Below are 20,824 nucleotides of genomic sequence, written 5' to 3' on the forward strand. Positions count from 1 at the left end.
ATGAAAAAGATAAACTTAATAGCGTTGTTGTTTACGCTCATTGCCATGCAGGCAATTGGCCAAACACCAGCGCCAGTAGCCAAAGCATATGTGCCCAGCCCGGTGCTTAAAGGATTTTACCTGGTGCCTGAGTTACAGAAACGAATTGCCATTTACGAAGAATCCTTAAAAAACTATCCGGATACCGACCGCAGTGCCAGTATTAGTTACAATTATGCCCGGATCAGCATGGCGGGCGACTACGCCAAAATAGGCAACATCAAATCTGCAGAATTGTGGATCAGCAGGACCAGCACCGGCGAATACCACGATCTAGCACTGCTAAGTGTAGGCAAGGAAATGGGGGCCCGGGGAGATTTTGATTATGCAGATTCAAAGATCCGGCCATTGGCCGATAGCCTGTACCAGTTGTATGTAAGTACCGGTAAAGTTGCCCAGACCTACCGCTCAACAATAGAAGTTTTTAGTAAAATACTGAGAGGGAAAAACCTGCAGGGCCAGATCCTGAAATACCTTGATCCTTTGTACAAGACCGGCAAAGACACGATACAGCCCGATATACGGGCGATAGCTAGTGTGAAATCGGGCGATTACAACATCAAAGACGATCTTTTTTATATGTATGCACAGGCATTGGCAGCTCAAGGTAGAAAAAAAGAAGCGGTGAAGATATTAACAAGAATGGATATGAGTGCCATCTACAATTCAGCAGAACTGAAAGCGGAGGTGGCCGATTTGTCCGGTCAGTTTAAGGGGGGCAAGGCCTATTACCAGCAATTAAAGGATTCTTTGTTACAGGTAACAGGTAATAAGCTCCAGGCCTTCTCTATGTATAAAAGGGATGTGAATGGAAAAGCGATCAACCTCAATACGCTGAAAGGTAAATATGTGCTGCTAGATTTCTGGGGCAGCTGGTGTGGGCCCTGCAGAAACAGCCACCCTCACTTAAAGGAATTATATGCAAAATATAAAGACAAGGGGTTTGAAATTATCGGTATTTCACAGGAAATGGGTACAGATTTGAATGCGGCCAGGACATTATGGACAAAAGCCATAGCAGAAGATGGCCTGCCCTGGATTCAGGTGCTTGATAATGAGCAGCGCGACAAATTTAATGCAGTAGTACAATTTGGCGTGAGTGCTTTTCCTACCAAAATTTTATTGGATAAAGAAGGGAACATCATAGCGAAATATGTAGGAAATGGAAAAGGAGGAGAAGGATTTTCGGATAAAATTGAATCGGTAATGAAATAGTTGTTACTATCATAGAAAGAGGCTATCATTTTGCTGATAGCCTCTTTTGTCAATAAAAAAAGAATTGATGATACAATTGACGAATCTACCTGTAAAGATGGTTGTTGCTAAGGAAATTTCCCGGGGGATTTACGACAAAAAAAGGTGTATTTATACCTTAATTTATTGTAGGTTAGGTTTTTACAGTAATGATCTTTTTCCGCTTGAGCTTCGCCATTGCGGATATGAGCAATTGGCCAGGGATGTGCAGGTCATTACAAGGGAGTTATTTAAGCGTCTGAATCTGAAAGCGGGATAGTTTTTTTTTATCGAAAAAATATTTTGTAACCCATTTGTTAAGTAAAACAAAATTTTATATTTATTTTAATTTTGAAATAAAATTCTATTTATCGGAAATTTAACTATCTTTGGTTAATTAATATATAATATAATGCAACAAGGAACAGTAAAATTTTTCAATGAGACAAAAGGTTTTGGATTTATCGTGCCAGCTAATGGTGATAGCGAAATCTTTGTTCATTCTTCTGGTTTAATGGACAATATTCGTGAGAATGATTCAGTAAGCTATGACATCGAGCAAGGTAAAAAAGGCTTGAACGCAATTAATGTTAAAATCAGCTAATTAGATTTCCTTCATAAATTGGTGAAAACATCTGCTTTTTGCGGGTGTTTTTTTTTGCCCGGAATTTTGCGTGACTGGAAGCGTCAAGGATTGGTTTGCATGTGAGGACTGGCTAGGCGTAATGTGCATCAATTGCCTGTCCGATGGCCTCGATTTCTTCCTGCTCCAGGTTGCCTTCCCATAAATGCCAGCGGTGGTCTGCATCCTGACGAAGGACGCCGAGCATCTCGTTGTCACGGGTTACGCGGTAATCCTGCTGATATTTTGGATCAGAGGCTGGGTGGTCTGTGGTGATCGTGAATGTTAAGGGTTCTAGTCCGGTGTTGATGGCTACGGATACGTTAAATATTTCTTCTTCTTCTTGCATGACCTGTTATGTTTTATAAGGTAAACACATGCAAGCCGAAATAGTTAGTCGAAATCGTACACTGTTTTGAAAGCCGACGGTCATTATCTGCCTGTGGTGGCTGATTGATGGTTTATGATTTCGGGGCATCATTATTGGAAGCTTATAGGAAAACCTATGATAGCGATTGACAATGTACAACCTTTAAGCCCTGAAAGTTTATTTGACCTTTTAAAAACGGAATTTCCTGCTTACGTGAATGAGCAGCTTGGTAGCAACCTGGCTGTGGAATTTGCCCGTGTAGCTGATATTGTGAATATCAGTTTTCCAGAAATTATTGACGGAAATGCGTACACGATTACAGTGGGTGACAATAACCTTGAGATTACAGACCATACTACAGACGGCACTTACAATACCGAATTGCTGGAACAGCACCTCATGGAATTTTTGACTTTAAAGGCAGGTTAGCCAGGCTGCTTTTTTTTGCGATGTCATTCGATTCTCGAAAATTAATGTGGATTACGAATGGTTAGCCAGGCTTTCAGAATTTTAGTAACCATTGGCATCACTATCCATGTCAATATCCCGACCATGAGTGTGGCGGTTATGAGTAACCTGAATGGAGCGGGCAAGTCTATTAGTAACCAGCCAGTAACGTAATACAGGAAAAGGCTCGTTGGAAATACACCGCATAACGTTGCAATTGCCATCTTCCATCTTGGCGGTGGAGTTGAGGAACGAAACCATGCCTCCAGACCGGTTAGTTGCCTATAGACAGCTGGTTCAGTTAGGGTGGAAGCATAGGCTTCCCACCTGTTGAATTGCTCAGAATTATAAAATGCATCACGTTCTTTTTCGTCTTTAAAAGTTCTTAAGATTCCAATTTCGTTATCGTCCGCTCCTGGAAAGGAGGAAATGATTGCTGCCCCATGTACGCCATCGTGGATAAACGATTGCCCTAGAAAATTTCGCAGGGATTCTGTGAATTCCTGTTCTTTTCCAGGAAGGATTTTGCGCGTGATTGCAACGTGTATGGCCATGGTTTCTGATATGTTACTAATTTAAAGAATTGCTTTGATTCAGCAAACCTAATTCAGTTAGGGTTTTGGTAATTGGTTGGTCTGGAAAAAAAACTAACTCAAAATCCTGAAAACTGGGCACAAATGGAGGGCTTCTTAACAGTTTTCTGTAGTAACACTAGGAAATAAACAGGGGTTTGAAGGTTTGCTGATCGCTTATCAGCTGGTTGACTTCTTTCTTGAAAATCAGCAGACAGTCTCTATAATCCCGGAAAATATTTCAACTATTCAATTTAAAAAGATAAAGTAATCTTATCCTGAAAACTAGCCCTTGAAAGCTATAAACGACTCTTGCGGCGGACTATAAGAGCGATGTTACATGAATGAATTAGTTTATCTAGGCGACAATATTAAAATACTTTGCTTATCACTACAGCTTGTGGTATTATGCTTTCCTTTAACCACTTTGATGCTTTATCCCAGTGTGAGGATTCATCATAGAGCTTGTTTATAAGATAAGCTAAAGTAAGGCGCTGGACAATATGAACCCGTTCAGGATTTTCATCTGTAGTTTCTGTGACAAGGTATCCTGAAATTCCTCCTAACATATGTTCACCTCCGTACAAAAGTAGTAGATCAGTAGCACCTGGACTCTGATAATAGGCATCAGTAAACCATTCCGGCCCTTTAATAGTCAATGGAGAAATGTCTTTGTCGCCGGCAATTACAAGACTTGGTTTGTTCATTTGGGTATAATTTTGATTAAGATGAGGAAAATGCTCTTTTCCAAATTCACTTAAGGCAGCACCGCCACATCCCCCTATGCTGAGCACAACGCCACATTTAATTCTCACATCCGAGAGATCTTCTGTCAAACCGCCGTGATCATCAATTACTCTTGTACCCAACAATGTTGCGGTGGTTTGTGCCCCGAATGAATGTCCTACTGCCGCTATGCGATCTCTATCCAGGCGTCCTTTTAAATGAGGGACGGAATTCTCAATCATATCTAAATGGTCTAGTATCCGCTTTACATCATTAACACGATACCGCCACATGTGTATTTTGTCAGGGTTTTGCAGATATGCTTTAACAGCTTCATGATGATCTGCCTTTGGGTTAGTGATTAATGTTCTGGAATCCAGAAATGTAGGTTGAATCACCACAAAACCCTGAGCAGCCCAATACTTAACTAAAGGAGCATATGCATCCATGGATGATCCAAAGCCGTGAGAAAAAATAATAATTGGTAATGAAGTACCATTAATAGGAGCAGATACGCGAAGTTGGAGTGTATGACTTCGTCCAGGAGAAGGTATATCTATCGGGCTAACAGAAATAATGGGGGAGGAAGCAAGTATGTTGGAATCCGTTGTAAAAATCATGTAAATATAGGTTTTGCTTATTTAAACTAAGACAAAGTTATTAGTAACAAAGTTTATTTTTGTTATAGGTTTACTCCAGGAAACTACTTTCCTGGAGTAAACCTATAACTGGATATGTTAAAAAAACTAGAGAATAGTAAAGAAGCATGCGATATACATCACAGAGCAATCCGTGATACCATGGATATTTTGTCTGGAAAATGGAAATTACAGATTGTGGGTTCCCTCAGTTTAGGTAAAAAGCATTTTGGGGGATTAATGGCGCATATTGATGGTATTGGTGCAAAAATGCTCTCTAAAGAGCTGCAAGATTTGGAGTTAAATGGCCTTGTTAAGCGAACTGTTTACAACACCAAGCCGATTACGGTTGAATATGAGCTTACATCATATGGAAATTCGTTACAACCTCTAGTTGACGAAATAGTTGCCTGGGGAATGCAGCACAGAAGAAAATTGAGGGATAAGGATTAGAATACTAAGGTTTAATGACATATCATGAATAAAGGATTCTATCTGCTTTCGATGTTTGATATAGGCTGCTAATATTTTGAAATTAAAACCACATAGATAATAGACTATACTTAATTTATTTGATTAGTAACGGTTCTGAATAGATGAGGTAGAAATTATGGAAATCAAAAGAAATTGAATCCTATTAAAGAACATAAAATAACATCTAATGCATAAAAGATTATTTATTACTGCTCTTTACACTATTCTTTTTTTTTCCTGTAATAAAAAAACATCAATAGACTCCGTTTACGACCAAATTGTTGATATGATAAAACCAAGTTTCAGTAAAAGGGATCATATAAAAATTGAGATAGTAGGCGGTCATAGAACAATGTTTGGTAAAGTGGTCGCAGCTATTACTAAATCACAGGATCAATGCCAAGTTCAATACTTTAGTACCCACAACGATATCATCCTTGCGCCAGGTCAGGATATTTTAAATGCAGACTACCCAATTCAATTAGATACAACTTATCAGGTGTCTGCAAAACAATTAATAGAAAAGCTAATAGAAGAAAAAAAAAGAGATCTCACACGACCCATAACATTCCAAATGCAGTATCATATCAGGGTAATTAAAAACTTTGACACAGTCAACTTCACTTCCAAAGATGCCACAGGATTAGGTACTCTTTTTAGAAAAGACATGTTAAAGAATTGATATATTAAGATTTATTAACACCTCGCTAAACCGATAGCAATAAATCTAACCTTCCCAATTAGGGATATGCCTGGTAGAAAACGTTCACGCATAAACAAATATAAAACTAAATAGTAGATGGATTACCTGCCCCTATTAAAAGTAGGAAATGGTTCGAGCCCATCATGGCCCACCAAAGCGGGCAAACACTTAGATAAGTCGTTTGCCCGCTTTTTTTTGCTCCCTAATTCATTGGAAGTCATGCAGATGATTGAAACGACTTCGTTGACCCGAGTGGTTCGATGTTGCGTCCCGTCAAAACTCAATTTTTCTGGAAAGATCGAACCAATTATCTCTCTTTTTATAGCGACTGTCCCGTTTTTATATAGTAAATCTAGGTTTAAAAGTACGTTAACGGCATCTTTCAATTGATTTTCAATATTTATTTTTGGACTTGAGGCATCAAATAGTTTATTTTCTAAAGTTGTTATTTGATCTTCACATTCGATTTTGACGGCTTTGTAATCTGCTCCATCAAGATCACCACTTAATAATAATTCTCTAGCGGTTTTAATCTTGTTATTGAGCGCGTCAATTTTAGATATAATCTCCTTTTTACTATCGCCCTTATTTGAAAATTCTGAATGATACATTTCGTTAACTGTTTTTGCACATACTTCGGCCATTCCGGCTTTAGGGACTAAGGATTTTAAATCCTTTAAAATTGCATTGTTTACATCTTCGGCTTTGTACCTACAGCCGCATGAGGACGAACAATGGTAATAGTAATAATAACGATTTCTTCCTTTTGATGCACTTCCAGTTAACATCCTTGTGCATTTTGAACAATATAAGAATCCTCTTAGAGGTAGCTCTTCAAGAGAAAAAACTTTAGTAGCTTGTTTTTTCTTTCTTCCATCCATGACATCCTGAACTTCATAAAATAGCTTTTCAGAAATTAATGGCTCATGAATCCCTTTTACCAATTGGCTCTCTTCGTCTTTATATTTTGGAATAAACAGTTTGCCACAATAGACAGGGTTGCGCATAGCGACTAAGAAATTATTCTTACCAGACTTCAATCCGTTAGCTTTAGAGACTTTCCATATTTGTTCGGTAGAAAACATTCCTGTTGTGATTTTTTCAAAAGCATATTTAATTAATGAGGCTTGTGGCTCTTTTGGAACGATTAGCTTCCTACCATCCTCGGTAGTAATGTTTCTATAACCTACTGGGGCTGTAGACATCCAACGACCTTCTTTTTTTGCCTTACGCATTCCGTTAATCACATTCAATGCTCTTCTGTCATTTTCAACCTCTGGTGTAGAAAGGTAGATAGCTAACATTAGTTTGTTTTCGGGAATAGATAAATCCAAAGGTTGTTCAATTGCTTGTGGCTCGATACCTAAATTTCTTAAAACACTAATCATGTTATAAGCATCACCTGCATTTCTACTGAATCTGTCCCATTTAGTAAATAGAACCAAGTCAGTTAGTCTACCCTTATTTTTTCGTAAATCAGCAAGTAATAAGCCCCATGTAGGACGATTAAAGGTTTTTGCGGAATGATCCTCATAAATAACTTTTCTTACCGTGATGTTATTAAATTCGCAGTATCGGGTTAAACGTTCTTCCTGATCTCTTTGCGAATAACCTTTTTCCGCCTGTTCATCGGTGCTAACTCTTATGTATAAGTCTGCTATTCTCATGGTCTAAATACTTGGGTTAGCCATAATTTAGCGAATTTTTTATAAAACTCCAATACTTTTTTAGCTTCTTCTACTGATATAATTGTACCATGCTTTTTTAGAATTTTAACTACTTTTTCTGGCGTTAATAGTGAATAGTTGTCTTCCATGTATATCTCCTTTCTTTGCTCAATTTGAGATAAAAGAGAATTACTTTTTGACAACCTATTAGGTAGTACCTAAGAATATAAAGATATTATCACTTCGTTCTTCAAGTTAATATCTTGGGATAACAAGGGGACTGTTGGAGTAGGGGAATTGAAGTCCGTAGCGGACTTAGCAAAGATGTATTTTCGCATACGAAAATGATTCCCGTCCGCTGGACAGAGCCACACTCGGAACTCGTGTGCCTAAAGTCATAATTAGGTGTATCTGAAACGCCAAAATCAAACAATTCTCTTAATTAAGTTTCCCAATTGATCATATTCAGCGTAAAAGTTTAAGATACCTTGTTCATCCCAAGTTTTGAAAGAACCGTAAGTGTTATCATATTTAGCAAAACATTCTTCTTTCATATTTCCATTTTGCCAGTATTCAACTTGGCGGCCATCTGGAATACCGTCTTTATATTCATCTTCTGAAGAATATTGATCAGTATTTGGAAAATATTCGTACATAACTCCTGTAAAAGGTTGTCCGTTATAAAGAGATACCCCTCCTCCCCAGTTAGTCGGTTTATCTCTTAATGTTAAATTTGGATCTTCAATGTTTATTCGTAACATATTATTCTATTATCAAGGCTTAATAAGAGTAATTAAATATGTTATATGAAAATAGTCAGCATATGTGTCTTAATCACCTTTCTTTACAGAAGAAATTAGCAAACTACCTGCTTCAACACCTAAGAAGATGGCAATCTCGAATAGTTTTTTTATAGAGGGTTGCGCAGAATTTGTACACCAACTCGAAACAGTTTCAGGGGCAATTTTTAATGCATCCGCTAAATCCTTATTTGTTTTACCCTTTTCAGCTAATATTGATTTGATGCGGTTATAAATTATTTTACTCATATATAGTGATGTAAAACAAATATAATACTCGTAAAATAATCATATTACACCATTTAGTAATGTATTACGTCAATATATTAATGTTATTTATTATTTAATTTGTGTTTTACATTATTAAATATTAAATTTGAGTGAAAGTTGTTATTCATTAAATATTATACTTTTGTAATTCTAGTCAAGAGAAATTAGGATTGCATACGAGCCTCGGAGCTAAATCTGGTAAATTTAATCTCAGCGAGCGTAAGTGTAGCATCCACCACCCTATAATAAATAGGGCTGGTGCTCACTTATGTATGTTGCTGAGATCCATCCCGAAAGGTTTGGCGGTTTACCAGAACCATGCTGCAACAAACTAAGTGAGTTACCAGCCCTATTTTCAAAAAAAAAGGTATCCACTGATTTGAGGCTTATTTGATTTTTAAATTAAATAAGATCAATATATGGAACTACAAACCTTATCACCAACAGAAGATCATGCGATTTACTTTAGAGAGTTCATCCATAAGCTTGTTCAAAAGTTCAAGCCTCTTCAAATCTTTAGCTTTTTTAAACACACTTACAGCCAAGATGATGAGGGCTGTTTTAAAGAAAAAGCCGCAAGCTATCAGTGCAATTATTGCTTACTGCTTGTTACTGATAGCAACACCCGAATTGAACATGAGATACAGGATTTTGCAAATGGAAATTACAACCACGGCATAATTACAATCCTCTCTCATGGGAAAGAAACCATTAAGGAAGCTATTATGGCTAATAATCGTTTTTTTATTACGGTTTGCAGTAGTGCTCAATTGATTTATAGCCATAATGGAATGACAACTTTCGATTTCTCCAATCGTTTTATTCCAATTGGGGCAGCTATAAAAGCAAGAGAACATTTCGACCACAGAATAACATTAGCGGATGGTTTCTTAACCGGAGCGCATGAGTGCATCATCACTGAACAGCATAATGTATGTGTATTTATGCTGCATCAGGTTGTAGAACAAACCTGTATTGCACTCATCAGGGTGCATCTGGCCTATCGATCAGATATTCATAATTTAAACCGTCTTTTAAGGCTGTGCTGCTGCTTTTCTGATGCCCCAATTAAAATGTTCCTATCTGGCAGCCCTGATGACGAAAGACTTTTTGAGATATTACTTAAAAGTTATTCGGCAGCGAGATACAAGGATACTTTTAACGTTTCCGAAGATGACTCTTGGCTTTTATATAATAAGATTATAGAGTTTGTAACACTTGCCAAAGTAATGTGTGAAGAGAAAATAGCGCAATTAACGCAACAGGCGATGCTATACAATGAATTTGTTAACCTCGCCAGAGCCTCCAATTAGCAAGCAGTTTTACTATTCAATACTGATTTAAAACTTAAGATTATGGAAAACATTATGAAAAAGCTGGATTACCAGCCCGCAAATTTATCAGATTACGAATTAGAAAGCCCTTTAAGCACAATGACCGACTTTTTTGACAACAATGATCTTCACCATATCAGGGAAAAAGCATGGCAACTGTACAAAGGATGGGTAAACAACTCGGTCGATTTTGCCGAGGGAGAGGATAATGCTGATATGCTATATTTCTACACGCAACTCGTTGAATTTATAAACGCTGCATTTATATATACGGAAAAGAGAAAATTAGAACTTTAAAAATTTGAAACCTAATGCATAATTTGAAAGGCCATCATTCACAGGCCCGTAAATAAAAAGCCACTACAGCAATGGAGTGGCTTTTGTCATATATTGAAATGCACTACTTTTTAATTTACCCTCACGCTCGGTGCGGCTTGCGAAACCCCCACGCTCCAATCAGCCCACTGTTCTCGCTGTTAGCCTTTACGGGATTGGAGAACTTTGGTTATTGTTTAATATTCTTCTAGCTTTGAAAAAGCTGCCATGGCCATCCCAATTGATTCATTGAGTAGATTTGGATTTTGAAAATCAGTACATCCTGCTTTATAATCCGCTTCGTTTCTACGCCCTCTTAAGGTCTTTAGTTCATTTGCAACTTGAAACAAAATTGGATTATTCTCTGCAATGAGAATTTTCGGTAATTCCGCATCTGTTTTTTCTTTATTATCTCTCTTTTTAACCCGATTTTCCGGTTTTTATATAGTAAATAAAGGCTTAAAAGTGCATTATCGGCATCTTTCAATTAACTTTTAATATTTATTTTCGGGCTTGAAACATCAAATAGTTTATCTTCTAAAGTAATAATTTGATCTTCACACTCGATTTGACTAATTTACAATCAGCTCCATTAAGATTACTACTTAATAACAATTCTCTTGTAGTTTTAATCTTGTTATTGAGTACATTAGGGATAGGTTATTTAGGATTAAAAGTTATTAAATATAGTTCAAAAAAATAGGTCAGCACATTTTGCTTATTAATGTTAAAGCAATTAGAGTCCTTTCCAAAAAAATAATGATATTGGCTTGAAAAATTAAACGCTTAAGATGAACTCAACCTTTTATTTTAACCAAATTAGTAAAATTGAGAAAGAAATCGCTGATCTTTATAAGAAGGTCGCTGATGAGTCTAAAAAGGAAAATGACAAAATTAGGCAAATCGACGCTGTCAATAGGTCAGTTAGTAAATCGATTTCAGCATCAACCCTTCAAAATAAACAGCGACAAATACAAGGTTACCAGAATGACATTCAAGGATGTAAAAAGAAGATAGCTGAATATCAAAAACAGATTGCTACAAAATCAACGGATCTTGCTAAAAAAAAGCAAGACGCTAGGAAGGCCGAGGATGCTGAAAATAAAAAGAATCAGAAAGACCAGCTGGATTTTCAACGAAAACTTCAACAGGATATTGCAATACAAAAGTCCCAACTTGAATTACTGATTAATCATAATTATGCTTCCAATCATACATCGGATTTTTTAGTTGAAGATACCAAAGAGTTTGATTTTTTCATTTCTCATGCCTCAGAAGATAAGGATGAAATTGTGAGGGAACTTGCTGATGCATTAAAAAGTAATGGCTTTAATGTGTGGTATGATGAATTTGAATTAAAAATTGGCGATAGTTTAAGAAAAAAAATTGATGCGGGGTTATCCAAATCAAAATATGGTATAGTAATTATTTCTCCAGCGTTTGTAAAAAAGAACTGGACGGAATATGAATTAAATGGAATGGTCGCAAAGGAAATGAATGGGCATAAAGTAATTTTACCAATTTGGCATAAGATAAGCAAGGATGAGGTGCTTAAATTTAGCCCAACATTGGCAGACAAGATGGCGTTAAATACTGCAATACATACATTAGATGACATCATTGAGTCACTAAAAGAGCTATAGTCAATGTTAAGAAATTTCCTTACTAGCTCGAATAACGTAAGTACTCAATCATTTTAGATACCATTTACCACAATGATAACGATTTGCATAATGATGAGGTACAAAGACACTCATACTATACCAGTCTATCATTCGATCTGGCTTCGAAAGTACTTCTTTATTTATTTTGTTCTTTAATAAAATAAAAACTTTTAATTTAAAAAATAGATGCAAATAACAACGATCTATTATCTTTAATAATCTAATAATTATGATTTTCAATATATACTATATAAATTTCCCTAAGGTCTATGAGATCAAGATGATGCTTAGCAATGTAATTTCTCTTGGTGGAGAACTCCACAAGGAAACAACAGATGGCAGAGAACTTGATATGAGAGGGAAGCTTGGTGCAAGGTTTATGAATATTTTTAGTGCCGATGTTGAAGCCGGAAGAAAGACGACTGGCTCGGATTCACAAAAAGTTTTGGAGACATTCGAAGTGAAAACAACAAAATCGGTGATACTAAATGAGGTTATCGAAAAAGCTAAGAAAGTAACCTTGTTAAGCAGCTTGAATGAGGGAGAGTTGCTTAGAATTGATAATGTTAATCTGACGCTTGAGAATGAAACAGAGCTTCGTACTGTAAAATTGTTCACAAACGGGTCTTTTAAAGGGATGGCTATTCCGGGGGCAAATGGGCTGGACATTAATAATGTCTTTAATTCCATGTTTAAGGATTATGCATATAAAATCAAAGGTAACGTAAGTGATTCTGAAGAAGAACTGATTGTAAAAATTCCACTGACTTTTGAGAGTGAGTTTGAGAGTTCTTACAGCGTCGACGATTTATTTATCGGTAAAGTTTCCCTTGTGGGGTTATATAAAGGAAAGATAAAAACTGATGCGTTAAGAAATTCGTTTGAGTTTTTTCAAGAAATCGGTAGTATGCAGAATTCTCTCAATGCACCTGATCCAGAAATCCAAGAGAGCCAATATCCACAGGTTCAAGCAAACCATACTTTTAGAAATGTAGATGACACCAAGGAATATCATTACATTGATTTACTAGCAATAGTGCAGAATGTACAGATTCCAGTTATAGAAAGCTAAGTATGCAGGAAAAACTTTTGTTCTTTAGTCAGGATAATTTTTATAAATATCGAGGAGAAAAAGATATAATAGGGTTGGAAATAGTGAGTATAACTACCCTTTTACAAAATTTCGAAAAGGTTTCTGACCTCGATGTGAATCGACAAATTGTTGATATAACTTCGATTGTCTCACTCAATGAAATTCAGTATAATGCAGAAAATATCTTTCCGCTGTTTGAGGAGGATACTATCTTTATTGCAGACAGGAAATACAAAGATTTACTTACCTACAGCCTTCGCTATTGCTTTTTGAGCTTCGAAGAAGTGGAAGTAATAGAAGATGTCTTTGAGCTTTTAACCGATCCACAAGAGCCCGCAGAGATAGAAGAACCGGTTCACCGAAAAATTATTAACCTAGATAAACAAGAATTAGATGAATTTTTGGCTAACTTTTCTCAGGAATTATATGGACATGATAAATTTAAGGACGATTTTGCTGAATTGATCGATAATTTTAGGGTGTTTAATAAACTGGGTGAGCATAAAATTCTCTCTCTGTTTCTAATGGGGGAGTCGGGAGTAGGAAAGACCGAGGTTGCAAGAGCTATCCATAAGTGCCTTGACGGTAATAAAAGACTCGCAAAAATAAACTTCGGAAATTATAGCAGCGATAATTCTTTAAATTCCTTGATTGGAAGTCCAAGAGGTTACATCGGCAGTGATGAAGGAGAGATATTTATCCGAGTAAAGAATTCTGATACTGGACTGATTCTGATTGATGAATTTGAAAAGTCGAACTCAACCTTGTTCAACTATTTTCTAGACGTTCTGGAGAACGGAAAAATGGTGAGTTCAATGTCGCATGAGATAGATTTGAATGGTTTCATTATTATTTTTACTTCTAATGTTAGTAAAAATGAGTTTAAAGAACGGATATCACCTGAATTAAGGTCTCGATTTGATTATAAAGGACACTTTAGTGTTCTACTTAATAGAGATAAATTGATGTTCGTGAAGTTTCGATTAGAATCAGTTATTCGAAAATATAATGAAACGTATCGGGATTCACTGCCTCCTAACATATATGATGACATTATAGGCCAAATAAATGTATCGGAATTCAATAACATGCGCGATTTGAATAAAAGGATAAAAAGTTTGTTCGTCAAATTTATATCACAAAATCAAGTTGCACTAATTCATATTTAAATTATAAAAAAAATGATGATCTTAGGCATTCCTACATTAGAAATAAAAGTCTGTAGAAGTATGAAGAATCAACTTTCCCTTTGCTATGTTTCGTTGATGAGATTCGAAATCATAAAGGAGATAATGATGATCTGTGACTGATTTAGCTTCCTTTTCAACAGCCTAAATCTTTACTCACCATTTGGTAACGATTTTTATACTAAAAAAGGATATGATGAGTGATGGTAACTTGAAAATAACCAGGAGGAGTTTAATACATTCAAATAATTAATATCCCGATATTGGAAGTCTAATTCAAATCATAAAAGGTATAATTTTCATGATTATCTTTTCACATTAATCTTTATGGAAGCTTTTGAACCTAAGTCTAGTTTTTATGATGCCTCAGAGCTGAACCTCCTGCCAGAATACTCCGTTTACAAAAGGGGATTAAATGAACTATTTCAGATCGATTTTTCAACACTATCAATACAAGATTTAGGGCATCGGATAATGGATAAGCTTGTTTTACTTCATAATTTATATCGCAAGTTTGATATTAATGAATTAGCTAATACTAAGTTTTATAGAGTAAGGTCGAACATTCAAGACAAAGATTTACATAAACTATCTTCGTATTCATATCCTAAAGCGGGATTATGTGCCAAAAATCAAAGGGCTAATTTAAGTAATACAACTGTCTTTTATTGTGGTGATGCCGCATGGGGTGCAATTTTAGAAAGCAGACCAAGCATTAATAGCATTCTATATTTGAGCATTTGGAATGTTAAACCTCATAGGGAACTAAAAGCATCCATTTGTTTGTCTAGAGAGATGTCTTTAAACAACCCATTGAACTTTATGGCGAAAGAAATACATAAATTTACTGAGGAACATTTGAAAATATATAACAATGATAAAGTAGAGCAACTTAAACTGATGCATGAATTCATTCCAGTTTTAATTAACAATGATAAACCACCATATTATCTTTCTTCTTGGCTATGTTATCAGATATTAAATGAAAACGAGTGTGATTTTTTGATATATCCAAGTTCAGTAAATGAAGAGTATAACAATTTCGCAGTGAACCCAGAGGTTGTGGATGCTTTTTTTGAATTAGAAAAGATAATAAAGTTTAAGGTCACTGGTGATGGTGTCGGTTCTGTCAAATTACGTAATGGAAACATAGGAGAAGTAGTTAATAATAGAGTTGTATATAGACCGTACGATAACAGCGATGATAATTTTATCGATTCAATTCTAAAATAGATTAACCTTTCATCGCCAACGTAGTTTAATAACTCTTGTTTAAACTGTAATAACCGAATAAGGAGCAAAGAAAAATATGTGGTTCTAAACCAGCTTTGAGAATCTATTTATAATAAATTCCTTTATCGTTTCTGAAACTGGTTTAATGTGACTCCCCCCCCTCAAGATATCCTGATAATTTCTAGTTGTAGAATAGTCTTGTGGTTTCGCCACGTTTACTGCCTTTTTGGTATTTTTATGCATTAAACTTTGATTGTTCATAGTCATAAAATTAATTATAATATTTTTCAAAAAAACCTTTATTAATTTCCATGTCGAAATAATGCTTACGCTTCATCCACACAAATCCGTCTCCTTTTGTAATTACGGCAACATCAACTGGCCCCCCTACACTTTCTTCTGAAGAATCTAAAGAAGCAAACTTTCTTTTGAGAGAGGTAATATTAACTAGTGATTCAGCAAGCTCAGCCATGTCTTCTTTGCCCATATTAGTAAGAGTTTCTAATAAAGGTCTAGTGATTGTCTCAAATTTATAATTTTCCAAACTTGCTATTAATTCTTTTGATGTCGCCTTTATCACGTCAGACATAGCCTTCGCATCGTCAGTGTTAAGGATTTTTTTTACAATTTCATCGGAAATAGTATTAAATGCCTCTGAAATTGAATTATGAACCTCTTTTTTATATGCTGGATCTATACCACTTAATACAGTCCAAGTTACATCGCCCTGTACATATGGCAGGATATTGGAATCCTTACTCCCCGGAATAATTTGAACTGGATCATCAAATTGATGTCTTATTGTGTCCATAATCACGCTACCAATGGTTACCAGCTGGCTTGATGGATATATTTCCTTCTCACCAAAACCAACAAATACCAGGCCAGTACTAGCTTCCCAAATCGCATCAAGATTAACCACATTAAAAAAAAGTTTTTTTATTGAGCTCCTTATATCTTGACTAAACACATAATCTGGAAAGTCTTTTATAATCGTTTTCAGTAATTCATCACAAATATTTTCAAGCTGCACTGAATAGAACTTAACGAAAGGATCATAATTGAATGCCACGGTTTTAGACTTAGTATAAGATGCTATCTCAGCCTCATAGTTTTTTGATATTTCTTTAAAAATCCCGTCAAGAATCGTGTTGTGAGTAGCCGTATCTGGCACCTTTGAAATTGCATCCTTTCCAACATTGATCCCTTCTTCAATTAATTCTAACAACGCCAGATAATTTGTATGACAATAGGAAAAAAAACTATTTGTTTTGAAATCATTACTTACGTGGGGCAGATTAGTCTTTAAAAACTTCAAAAAATCCAACTTGTAGTCTTCTACCTTATCAAATCCTTTCTTTCCAAGCTTTGCCCTATACATCTTTATCAATGTCTCTAGGGGAATACCCATAAAGCTCGCACTACCATAGATTGCTATCCCAATTGGATGATATTTTGAAAGCGTAAAAAGTTTATTTCCTTTATTATATACCTTCGTCCCTTTACTTCCGGAAACTGTTACAGCACTATCTGCTGCTATTGCTATGCCTTGCGCATTTATTACACCTACTATTGCTGTCATTAGAGCTTGGGTTAATTTTCTTAAATATAGTAAGATATTCTATATTTGATAATACTACTTGAATTTTTGGTTCTTTGGATCATAAAGGTTAGGTAAGCGATGACGATCGGATATTAGTAGTTAGTTTATATTGTTTTGGTGACATTCCAATGTATCTCTTGAAAACCCTTGAAAAATAGAAAGGATCTTCATATCCCAAGTCCAAAGCAATTGTTTTAATCTTTGTCTCATTAGCATATAGAAACTGACAGGCTCTTTGCATTTTTAAGTGAATAAAATAGTCCATTGGTAGCAGCTTTACTCCGAAATTAGGGGGAGTTTCACGCAATATATTGTATAAACAGAAAAAGGTTAAGTAAATTTTTTAAATTGATTTGCTTGCGAAATTTGGAACGCCCATTTTTGCTATAAACTCGTTAAAGGCATTATCCAAGACAGAGTTTTTTTGATCTATGTCTTTATCGAATAAGGTGGCGATCGACCACTGCCGTTCATCAGGGCTTGCTACCTTTTTTTGAATCATTGTTATGATGTTTATTTTTTGATCGATAGCGCTGCCAATGGCTTCAATATCGGAAATTGATGCAAATTGCAAATCATCTAAAACTGATCCACTTATCTTATCTAGCAGTGGCAATAAGGTTGAATTAATGGAAAAAATATCTTCGTAGCCAACAACAATTCGGATTACTGAGGTGATTTTTGAAAATCTGGCGTCTTTAATTCGCCCCAATAGTATTTCATTTTTGAAATCCATTAGCTGCTTGATTGCCTTTTTTATATTGCCATTGTTAACCTCTCGTTCTAATGTTTGTTTCTCAAAATATGTACGAGCGTCGATGTTGAGTAAGGAAGTTTTGACCTCAAATAAGATACATATTTCGTCTTGTAAAATTGCAAAGTCTGGCAGTTTCCCACTGTATTCCACAAAATCGTTGTCAAGATCAATGAACTCGTGCATACCCAGTATTGATAAATGGTTACCCACATAAGCACGATAAACCATTCCAAACGCATTTCTAAAAGGATTTTTACCTTTTTTTTCTTCATTTTCCGCTAGTTCTTTTTCTTTGTCTCCTAGGAGGTAGAATATTCCCGAACTTGCCCTGTCGAGTAAATATTTAGCTTGAGGCACCACATAAGTATTAAAGGACAATTTTGAAGATTTCTCTACAATTACAGCTGGCATAATTGCTAAGGGATCCAGCGCGTACATATCTTTAAGTTTATGTGGGGTTTTCCAGTCACTCCCTCGTACCAATTCCCGATAACGTTTTGGAGTCCCGCAAGATAGTGACAGAAATATACGTTGTGTTTTCAATGTCATGACATGTGTAAGTTCTTTTATTTCATTTTTTATTTCATAGTCCAACGTTCCATTTGACAAAATCCACATAGCGAAGCCGGTTGACATAAACTCCATAAGTGTCAAATCGAAATACTCCTTAAACTTCACATCAAAATCATAATTGCTAGGCGTGGCGAGAATCAGCTTATGAAATAACAAAAAACCTCTTCCAATTATTGTTTTTTTACTAGCCTGTAGTGGAAATTGATACTGTCCTATTCTGTTGAAATATAAAGAAAACTGACTTGAAATATCATCTCCTAAGGAATCATCTAATTCTTCCAGATTTGCCACCTGACTATAAGCTTTACGAACTTCTAAATTATTCAAGTCAAGAAAAACTCCTCTATAATCATTTGCCGAGGAAAGAAGAAGGAAACGTGCCATTCTAGAGAGAACAATAGATAAAGATCTCCTATTCTGATCGCTTCTTCCTCTTGTCTGTAGCCAAGTCCATATCCAGTCCGGAATATTCTTCCTGTCTGGTTTACTGGTGCCAAATTTCAGTGCCGCATTTACGGCGCCGATCACATAGAGTGCGTCGGATAAATGAAACTTTTTTAATTGGTCGTAAAGCTCATTTAGTTTTTTTTGTGGGATCATGTGATATATGTATCGGAATAACCTAATAATTTTGATTCATTTTTTCAAATGTAGGCTTAAGTTTGGCTGCATCGTAAATTTCATATAGTATATAACAATATCAGTTTAGGCCAAATCTAAACCGATAATCATTAATTAGAAGAATATATCTATTGTAAGTCTAATCATTCTATTTTATAATCACATTTTTAATTAGTTTCAAGTTTTTTAGCCAAATCGGCGATTAAACGTAAATCAGACAGGAAATGGTTCGAGAAGCGCCCAGTCAGGTCCACCCAAGTGGTCAAGTCTGAAAATTCAGATTTTGACCACTTTTTTTTACCCTTTAACTTCTTGGTAGCCAGTGTGATGTTTGGGGTCAATAACAAATGTTGTGGAGCAGGGCTGTGATTTTCGTTTTTAAGCATAAAGTTGAGTTGGATCAATACCAAATGTTGTTATTTGATTCCAAACAAATTTAACTTACATTGCATTAAAGATAAACAAGTAAGTCAAGCCTATTGATGCTTTACAATAATTCCATGAAAATTTACCTTACCTGTATCATTCTGCATCTGGTATGGATTCCATGTTTTTCGCAATCTTTAACAACTAACTTACATGATAATCTGTTTGCAGATAAATTAAACGAATTCTCAAAATTCGTTCCTTTAAATAACGGAACTCTTACGTATGGTGCATGTTTACTAGATCCAAAAACCTTTATACACCAAATCAACCTATTTAAAGCAGAGGCTACAAGAAAAATAAAAAATAAAAGCAACGAGGCTTTACTAAAGAAAGACATAGATTACTTTACCCGAAACATGGTAGAATATTATGTTTCCCATTATGGACGAGATTCTTTAGCGATGGCTACAATACAGCAAATTAATTCAGAGCAGCAATCGAACCCCAATTATTCCAGTTTAATTAAAGAAGCATCTAAGAAATTGCAGACCAAAGTCCTGAGTATTTCTGAGAGAAAGTTTCTTAATCAATTTGTTTTAGGTTCTGCAGATTTAAACGATCCTGAACTGTTTAAACGTTCTGGATCTTATCGCGAATGGATAGATAGCTATATTTATAATCTTAATATTGACAGGCAATTTCGATACAGCTCAAGCGAATACGAAAACCGCTACCTTTTGCCATTAGAAGCGATTTACAATAAAATACCTCCTGGTTTCATCAAAAATCACCTTACTTATCAGTATACACTTTTTGCTCTGAGAATGGTTACAAACCCGCAAAAGCTCGATAGTTTATATAGTGACTTTGCAGGACGAAGGGAGAACAGCGAAAATAAATCAGAGATAGATCAGGTATACCATAATTTAGTATTAAGTAGACCCAATTCGCTCGCACCTGATTTCAGTTACTACGATGTAAACGATAAATTGATTAGGCTAAATGAACTTCGCGGTAAGTATGTTTACATTGATCTATGGGCTACCTGGTGTATTCCTTGTAAGGCTGAAATCCCGTTTTTATCTAGACTGGTATCTAATTATAGCGATAAAAATATTACATTTTTGAGCCTGTCTTTAGATAAAAGTTCAGATAAGGAAAATTGGGTTAATTATGTTAAGAATAATAAGTTAGATGGCATACAGGTGATTGCCGACAAAGATTTTAATTCTGATTTTATCAAAAAATTCAATGTAGCATCAATTCCAAGGTTTATTCTGATTGATCCTGATGGAAAGATTGTCTTTGCAAATGCGGCACGACCTTCTGATCCCGCTTTACGGAGTCTGCTTGATCAGCTATTGAAATAGTCAGACAGATACTAAGATGCGTATTTTTCATGCCCGTCATATATTTCGCCCATTCCAGCCAACACTTTCAAGTCGTCAAGAAAGCGGTGTGTTCGGAATGCATAGGCGGGTACTAAGAGGTCGTTGTCAATCATTTAAATATTT

Annotated in this window: 23 protein-coding genes; 13 read left to right on the forward strand and 10 right to left on the reverse strand. The window is 35.6% G+C overall.

What is annotated here, in order from left to right:
• The 3 genes from FBD94_RS21145 (at position 1) to FBD94_RS21155 (ending at position 1,876) form a co-directional block, all read left to right on the forward strand.
• Complete coding sequence (locus FBD94_RS21145) at positions 1 to 1,254, forward strand: TlpA family protein disulfide reductase (protein ID WP_136881684.1); 1,254 nt, start codon at positions 1 to 3, stop codon at positions 1,252 to 1,254.
• A gap of 67 nt (positions 1,255 to 1,321) precedes the next feature.
• Complete coding sequence (locus tag FBD94_RS21150) at positions 1,322 to 1,552, forward strand: hypothetical protein (RefSeq protein WP_136881685.1); 231 nt, start codon at positions 1,322 to 1,324, stop codon at positions 1,550 to 1,552.
• A gap of 132 nt (positions 1,553 to 1,684) precedes the next feature.
• Positions 1,685 to 1,876 (forward strand): cold-shock protein, encoded by a 192-nt coding sequence (locus tag FBD94_RS21155; RefSeq protein WP_048905418.1) that lies wholly within the window; start codon positions 1,685 to 1,687, stop codon positions 1,874 to 1,876.
• Between the two features lie 112 nt (positions 1,877 to 1,988).
• Here the strand turns inward: FBD94_RS21155 and FBD94_RS21160 are convergent, their stop codons facing one another.
• Entirely contained in the window at positions 1,989 to 2,243 is a 255-nt protein-coding gene (locus FBD94_RS21160) for a hypothetical protein (protein ID WP_136881686.1), read from the reverse strand.
• 156 nt (positions 2,244 to 2,399) lie between these two features.
• On the opposite strand from FBD94_RS21160, the gene FBD94_RS21165 reads away from it, so the two are divergent.
• Positions 2,400 to 2,693, forward strand: a complete 294-nt coding sequence (locus tag FBD94_RS21165; protein WP_136881687.1) for a hypothetical protein — start codon at positions 2,400 to 2,402, stop codon at positions 2,691 to 2,693.
• Positions 2,694 to 2,734: 41 nt separating this feature from the next.
• Here FBD94_RS21165 and FBD94_RS21170 read toward each other — a convergent pair whose 3' ends face one another.
• Together FBD94_RS21170 and FBD94_RS21175 are read right to left on the reverse strand one after the other, a co-directional pair.
• The gene (locus FBD94_RS21170; protein WP_136881688.1) at positions 2,735 to 3,265 is read right to left on the reverse strand and encodes an antibiotic biosynthesis monooxygenase; all 531 of its coding nucleotides are present in this window, start codon (positions 3,263 to 3,265) and stop codon (positions 2,735 to 2,737) included.
• 389 nt (positions 3,266 to 3,654) lie between these two features.
• Positions 3,655 to 4,629 (reverse strand): alpha/beta hydrolase family protein, encoded by a 975-nt coding sequence (locus FBD94_RS21175; protein ID WP_131608827.1) that lies wholly within the window; start codon positions 4,627 to 4,629, stop codon positions 3,655 to 3,657.
• 114 nt (positions 4,630 to 4,743) lie between these two features.
• On the opposite strand from FBD94_RS21175, the gene FBD94_RS21180 reads away from it, so the two are divergent.
• The gene (locus FBD94_RS21180) at positions 4,744 to 5,100 is read left to right on the forward strand and encodes a winged helix-turn-helix transcriptional regulator (RefSeq protein WP_131608826.1); all 357 of its coding nucleotides are present in this window, start codon (positions 4,744 to 4,746) and stop codon (positions 5,098 to 5,100) included.
• Positions 5,101 to 5,308: 208 nt separating this feature from the next.
• On the forward strand, positions 5,309 to 5,803 hold the full coding sequence (locus tag FBD94_RS21185) for a hypothetical protein (RefSeq protein ID WP_131608825.1): 495 nt from the start codon (positions 5,309 to 5,311) through the stop codon (positions 5,801 to 5,803).
• Between the two features lie 122 nt (positions 5,804 to 5,925).
• Here the strand turns inward: FBD94_RS21185 and FBD94_RS21190 are convergent, their stop codons facing one another.
• The 3 genes from FBD94_RS21190 to FBD94_RS21200 form a co-directional block, all read right to left on the reverse strand.
• Entirely contained in the window at positions 5,926 to 7,491 is a 1,566-nt protein-coding gene (locus FBD94_RS21190) for a recombinase family protein (protein ID WP_136881689.1), read from the reverse strand.
• A gap of 425 nt (positions 7,492 to 7,916) precedes the next feature.
• Positions 7,917 to 8,252: a toxin-antitoxin system YwqK family antitoxin gene (locus tag FBD94_RS21195; protein ID WP_136881690.1), complete on the reverse strand. Its 336-nt coding sequence runs from the start codon at positions 8,250 to 8,252 to the stop codon at positions 7,917 to 7,919.
• A gap of 69 nt (positions 8,253 to 8,321) precedes the next feature.
• Complete coding sequence (locus FBD94_RS21200; protein ID WP_136881691.1) at positions 8,322 to 8,540, reverse strand: helix-turn-helix transcriptional regulator; 219 nt, start codon at positions 8,538 to 8,540, stop codon at positions 8,322 to 8,324.
• A gap of 440 nt (positions 8,541 to 8,980) precedes the next feature.
• Here FBD94_RS21200 and FBD94_RS21205 point away from each other — a divergent pair, with 440 nt between their 5' ends.
• The 6 genes from FBD94_RS21205 (at position 8,981) to FBD94_RS21230 (ending at position 15,387) form a co-directional block, all read left to right on the forward strand.
• Complete coding sequence (locus tag FBD94_RS21205; protein ID WP_136881692.1) at positions 8,981 to 9,874, forward strand: HEPN domain-containing protein; 894 nt, start codon at positions 8,981 to 8,983, stop codon at positions 9,872 to 9,874.
• Positions 9,875 to 9,916: 42 nt separating this feature from the next.
• Positions 9,917 to 10,192: a hypothetical protein gene (locus tag FBD94_RS21210; protein WP_136881693.1), complete on the forward strand. Its 276-nt coding sequence runs from the start codon at positions 9,917 to 9,919 to the stop codon at positions 10,190 to 10,192.
• Positions 10,193 to 11,001: 809 nt separating this feature from the next.
• Positions 11,002 to 11,853: a TIR domain-containing protein gene (locus FBD94_RS21215; RefSeq protein ID WP_136881694.1), complete on the forward strand. Its 852-nt coding sequence runs from the start codon at positions 11,002 to 11,004 to the stop codon at positions 11,851 to 11,853.
• A gap of 250 nt (positions 11,854 to 12,103) precedes the next feature.
• Positions 12,104 to 12,946 carry a hypothetical protein gene (locus FBD94_RS21220; protein ID WP_205945920.1) on the forward strand — a complete coding sequence of 281 codons (843 nt, stop codon included), beginning with the start codon at positions 12,104 to 12,106 and terminating at the stop codon, positions 12,944 to 12,946.
• A gap of 2 nt (positions 12,947 to 12,948) precedes the next feature.
• Entirely contained in the window at positions 12,949 to 14,136 is a 1,188-nt protein-coding gene (locus FBD94_RS21225; protein WP_136881695.1) for an AAA family ATPase, read from the forward strand.
• A gap of 345 nt (positions 14,137 to 14,481) precedes the next feature.
• A complete protein-coding gene (locus FBD94_RS21230) occupies positions 14,482 to 15,387 on the forward strand; it encodes a hypothetical protein (protein WP_136881696.1) in 906 nt (301 codons plus the stop codon).
• Positions 15,388 to 15,658: 271 nt separating this feature from the next.
• Here the strand turns inward: FBD94_RS21230 and FBD94_RS21235 are convergent, their stop codons facing one another.
• From FBD94_RS21235 to FBD94_RS21250, 4 genes are all read right to left on the reverse strand, one after another.
• Positions 15,659 to 16,969, reverse strand: coding sequence for a hypothetical protein (locus FBD94_RS21235; protein ID WP_136881697.1), 1,311 nt, complete (start codon positions 16,967 to 16,969; stop codon positions 15,659 to 15,661).
• Between the two features lie 88 nt (positions 16,970 to 17,057).
• Positions 17,058 to 17,255, reverse strand: a complete 198-nt coding sequence (locus FBD94_RS21240; RefSeq protein WP_136881698.1) for a helix-turn-helix domain-containing protein — start codon at positions 17,253 to 17,255, stop codon at positions 17,058 to 17,060.
• Between the two features lie 78 nt (positions 17,256 to 17,333).
• Entirely contained in the window at positions 17,334 to 18,920 is a 1,587-nt protein-coding gene (locus tag FBD94_RS21245; protein ID WP_136881699.1) for a hypothetical protein, read from the reverse strand.
• 188 nt (positions 18,921 to 19,108) lie between these two features.
• Complete coding sequence (locus FBD94_RS21250; protein WP_136881700.1) at positions 19,109 to 19,327, reverse strand: hypothetical protein; 219 nt, start codon at positions 19,325 to 19,327, stop codon at positions 19,109 to 19,111.
• Between the two features lie 114 nt (positions 19,328 to 19,441).
• Between FBD94_RS21250 and FBD94_RS21255 the strand changes: the two genes are divergently transcribed.
• The gene (locus tag FBD94_RS21255) at positions 19,442 to 20,680 is read left to right on the forward strand and encodes a TlpA family protein disulfide reductase (protein WP_169472380.1); all 1,239 of its coding nucleotides are present in this window, start codon (positions 19,442 to 19,444) and stop codon (positions 20,678 to 20,680) included.
• Positions 20,681 to 20,824: the final 144 nt, after the last annotated feature.

This window comes from Pedobacter hiemivivus, from assembly GCF_005144565.1.
Lineage (GTDB): Bacteria > Bacteroidota > Bacteroidia > Sphingobacteriales > Sphingobacteriaceae > Pedobacter > Pedobacter hiemivivus.

Excerpts from the sequence above, each read along its gene's own strand:
- FBD94_RS21210 (WP_136881693.1), top strand. The coding sequence starts at position 9,917 with ATGGAAAACATTATGAAAAAGCTGGATTACCAGCCCGCAAATTTATCA.
- FBD94_RS21255 (WP_169472380.1), top strand. The coding sequence starts at position 19,442 with ATGAAAATTTACCTTACCTGTATCATTCTGCATCTGGTATGGATTCCA.
- FBD94_RS21165 (WP_136881687.1), top strand. The coding sequence starts at position 2,400 with ATGATAGCGATTGACAATGTACAACCTTTAAGCCCTGAAAGTTTATTT.
- FBD94_RS21155 (WP_048905418.1), top strand. The coding sequence starts at position 1,685 with ATGCAACAAGGAACAGTAAAATTTTTCAATGAGACAAAAGGTTTTGGA.
- FBD94_RS21225 (WP_136881695.1), top strand. The coding sequence starts at position 12,949 with ATGCAGGAAAAACTTTTGTTCTTTAGTCAGGATAATTTTTATAAATAT.
- FBD94_RS21190 (WP_136881689.1), bottom strand. The coding sequence starts at position 7,491 with ATGAGAATAGCAGACTTATACATAAGAGTTAGCACCGATGAACAGGCG.
- FBD94_RS21145 (WP_136881684.1), top strand. The coding sequence starts at position 1 with ATGAAAAAGATAAACTTAATAGCGTTGTTGTTTACGCTCATTGCCATG.
- FBD94_RS21160 (WP_136881686.1), bottom strand. The coding sequence starts at position 2,243 with ATGCAAGAAGAAGAAGAAATATTTAACGTATCCGTAGCCATCAACACC.
- FBD94_RS21150 (WP_136881685.1), top strand. The coding sequence starts at position 1,322 with ATGATACAATTGACGAATCTACCTGTAAAGATGGTTGTTGCTAAGGAA.
- FBD94_RS21185 (WP_131608825.1), top strand. The coding sequence starts at position 5,309 with ATGCATAAAAGATTATTTATTACTGCTCTTTACACTATTCTTTTTTTT.
- FBD94_RS21200 (WP_136881691.1), bottom strand. The coding sequence starts at position 8,540 with ATGAGTAAAATAATTTATAACCGCATCAAATCAATATTAGCTGAAAAG.
- FBD94_RS21220 (WP_205945920.1), top strand. The coding sequence starts at position 12,104 with ATGATTTTCAATATATACTATATAAATTTCCCTAAGGTCTATGAGATC.
- FBD94_RS21235 (WP_136881697.1), bottom strand. The coding sequence starts at position 16,969 with ATGACAGCAATAGTAGGTGTAATAAATGCGCAAGGCATAGCAATAGCA.
- FBD94_RS21180 (WP_131608826.1), top strand. The coding sequence starts at position 4,744 with ATGTTAAAAAAACTAGAGAATAGTAAAGAAGCATGCGATATACATCAC.
- FBD94_RS21230 (WP_136881696.1), top strand. The coding sequence starts at position 14,482 with ATGGAAGCTTTTGAACCTAAGTCTAGTTTTTATGATGCCTCAGAGCTG.
- FBD94_RS21195 (WP_136881690.1), bottom strand. The coding sequence starts at position 8,252 with ATGTTACGAATAAACATTGAAGATCCAAATTTAACATTAAGAGATAAA.
- FBD94_RS21205 (WP_136881692.1), top strand. The coding sequence starts at position 8,981 with ATGGAACTACAAACCTTATCACCAACAGAAGATCATGCGATTTACTTT.
- FBD94_RS21215 (WP_136881694.1), top strand. The coding sequence starts at position 11,002 with ATGAACTCAACCTTTTATTTTAACCAAATTAGTAAAATTGAGAAAGAA.
- FBD94_RS21175 (WP_131608827.1), bottom strand. The coding sequence starts at position 4,629 with ATGATTTTTACAACGGATTCCAACATACTTGCTTCCTCCCCCATTATT.
- FBD94_RS21240 (WP_136881698.1), bottom strand. The coding sequence starts at position 17,255 with ATGGACTATTTTATTCACTTAAAAATGCAAAGAGCCTGTCAGTTTCTA.
- FBD94_RS21250 (WP_136881700.1), bottom strand. The coding sequence starts at position 19,327 with ATGCTTAAAAACGAAAATCACAGCCCTGCTCCACAACATTTGTTATTG.
- FBD94_RS21170 (WP_136881688.1), bottom strand. The coding sequence starts at position 3,265 with ATGGCCATACACGTTGCAATCACGCGCAAAATCCTTCCTGGAAAAGAA.
- FBD94_RS21245 (WP_136881699.1), bottom strand. The coding sequence starts at position 18,920 with ATGATCCCACAAAAAAAACTAAATGAGCTTTACGACCAATTAAAAAAG.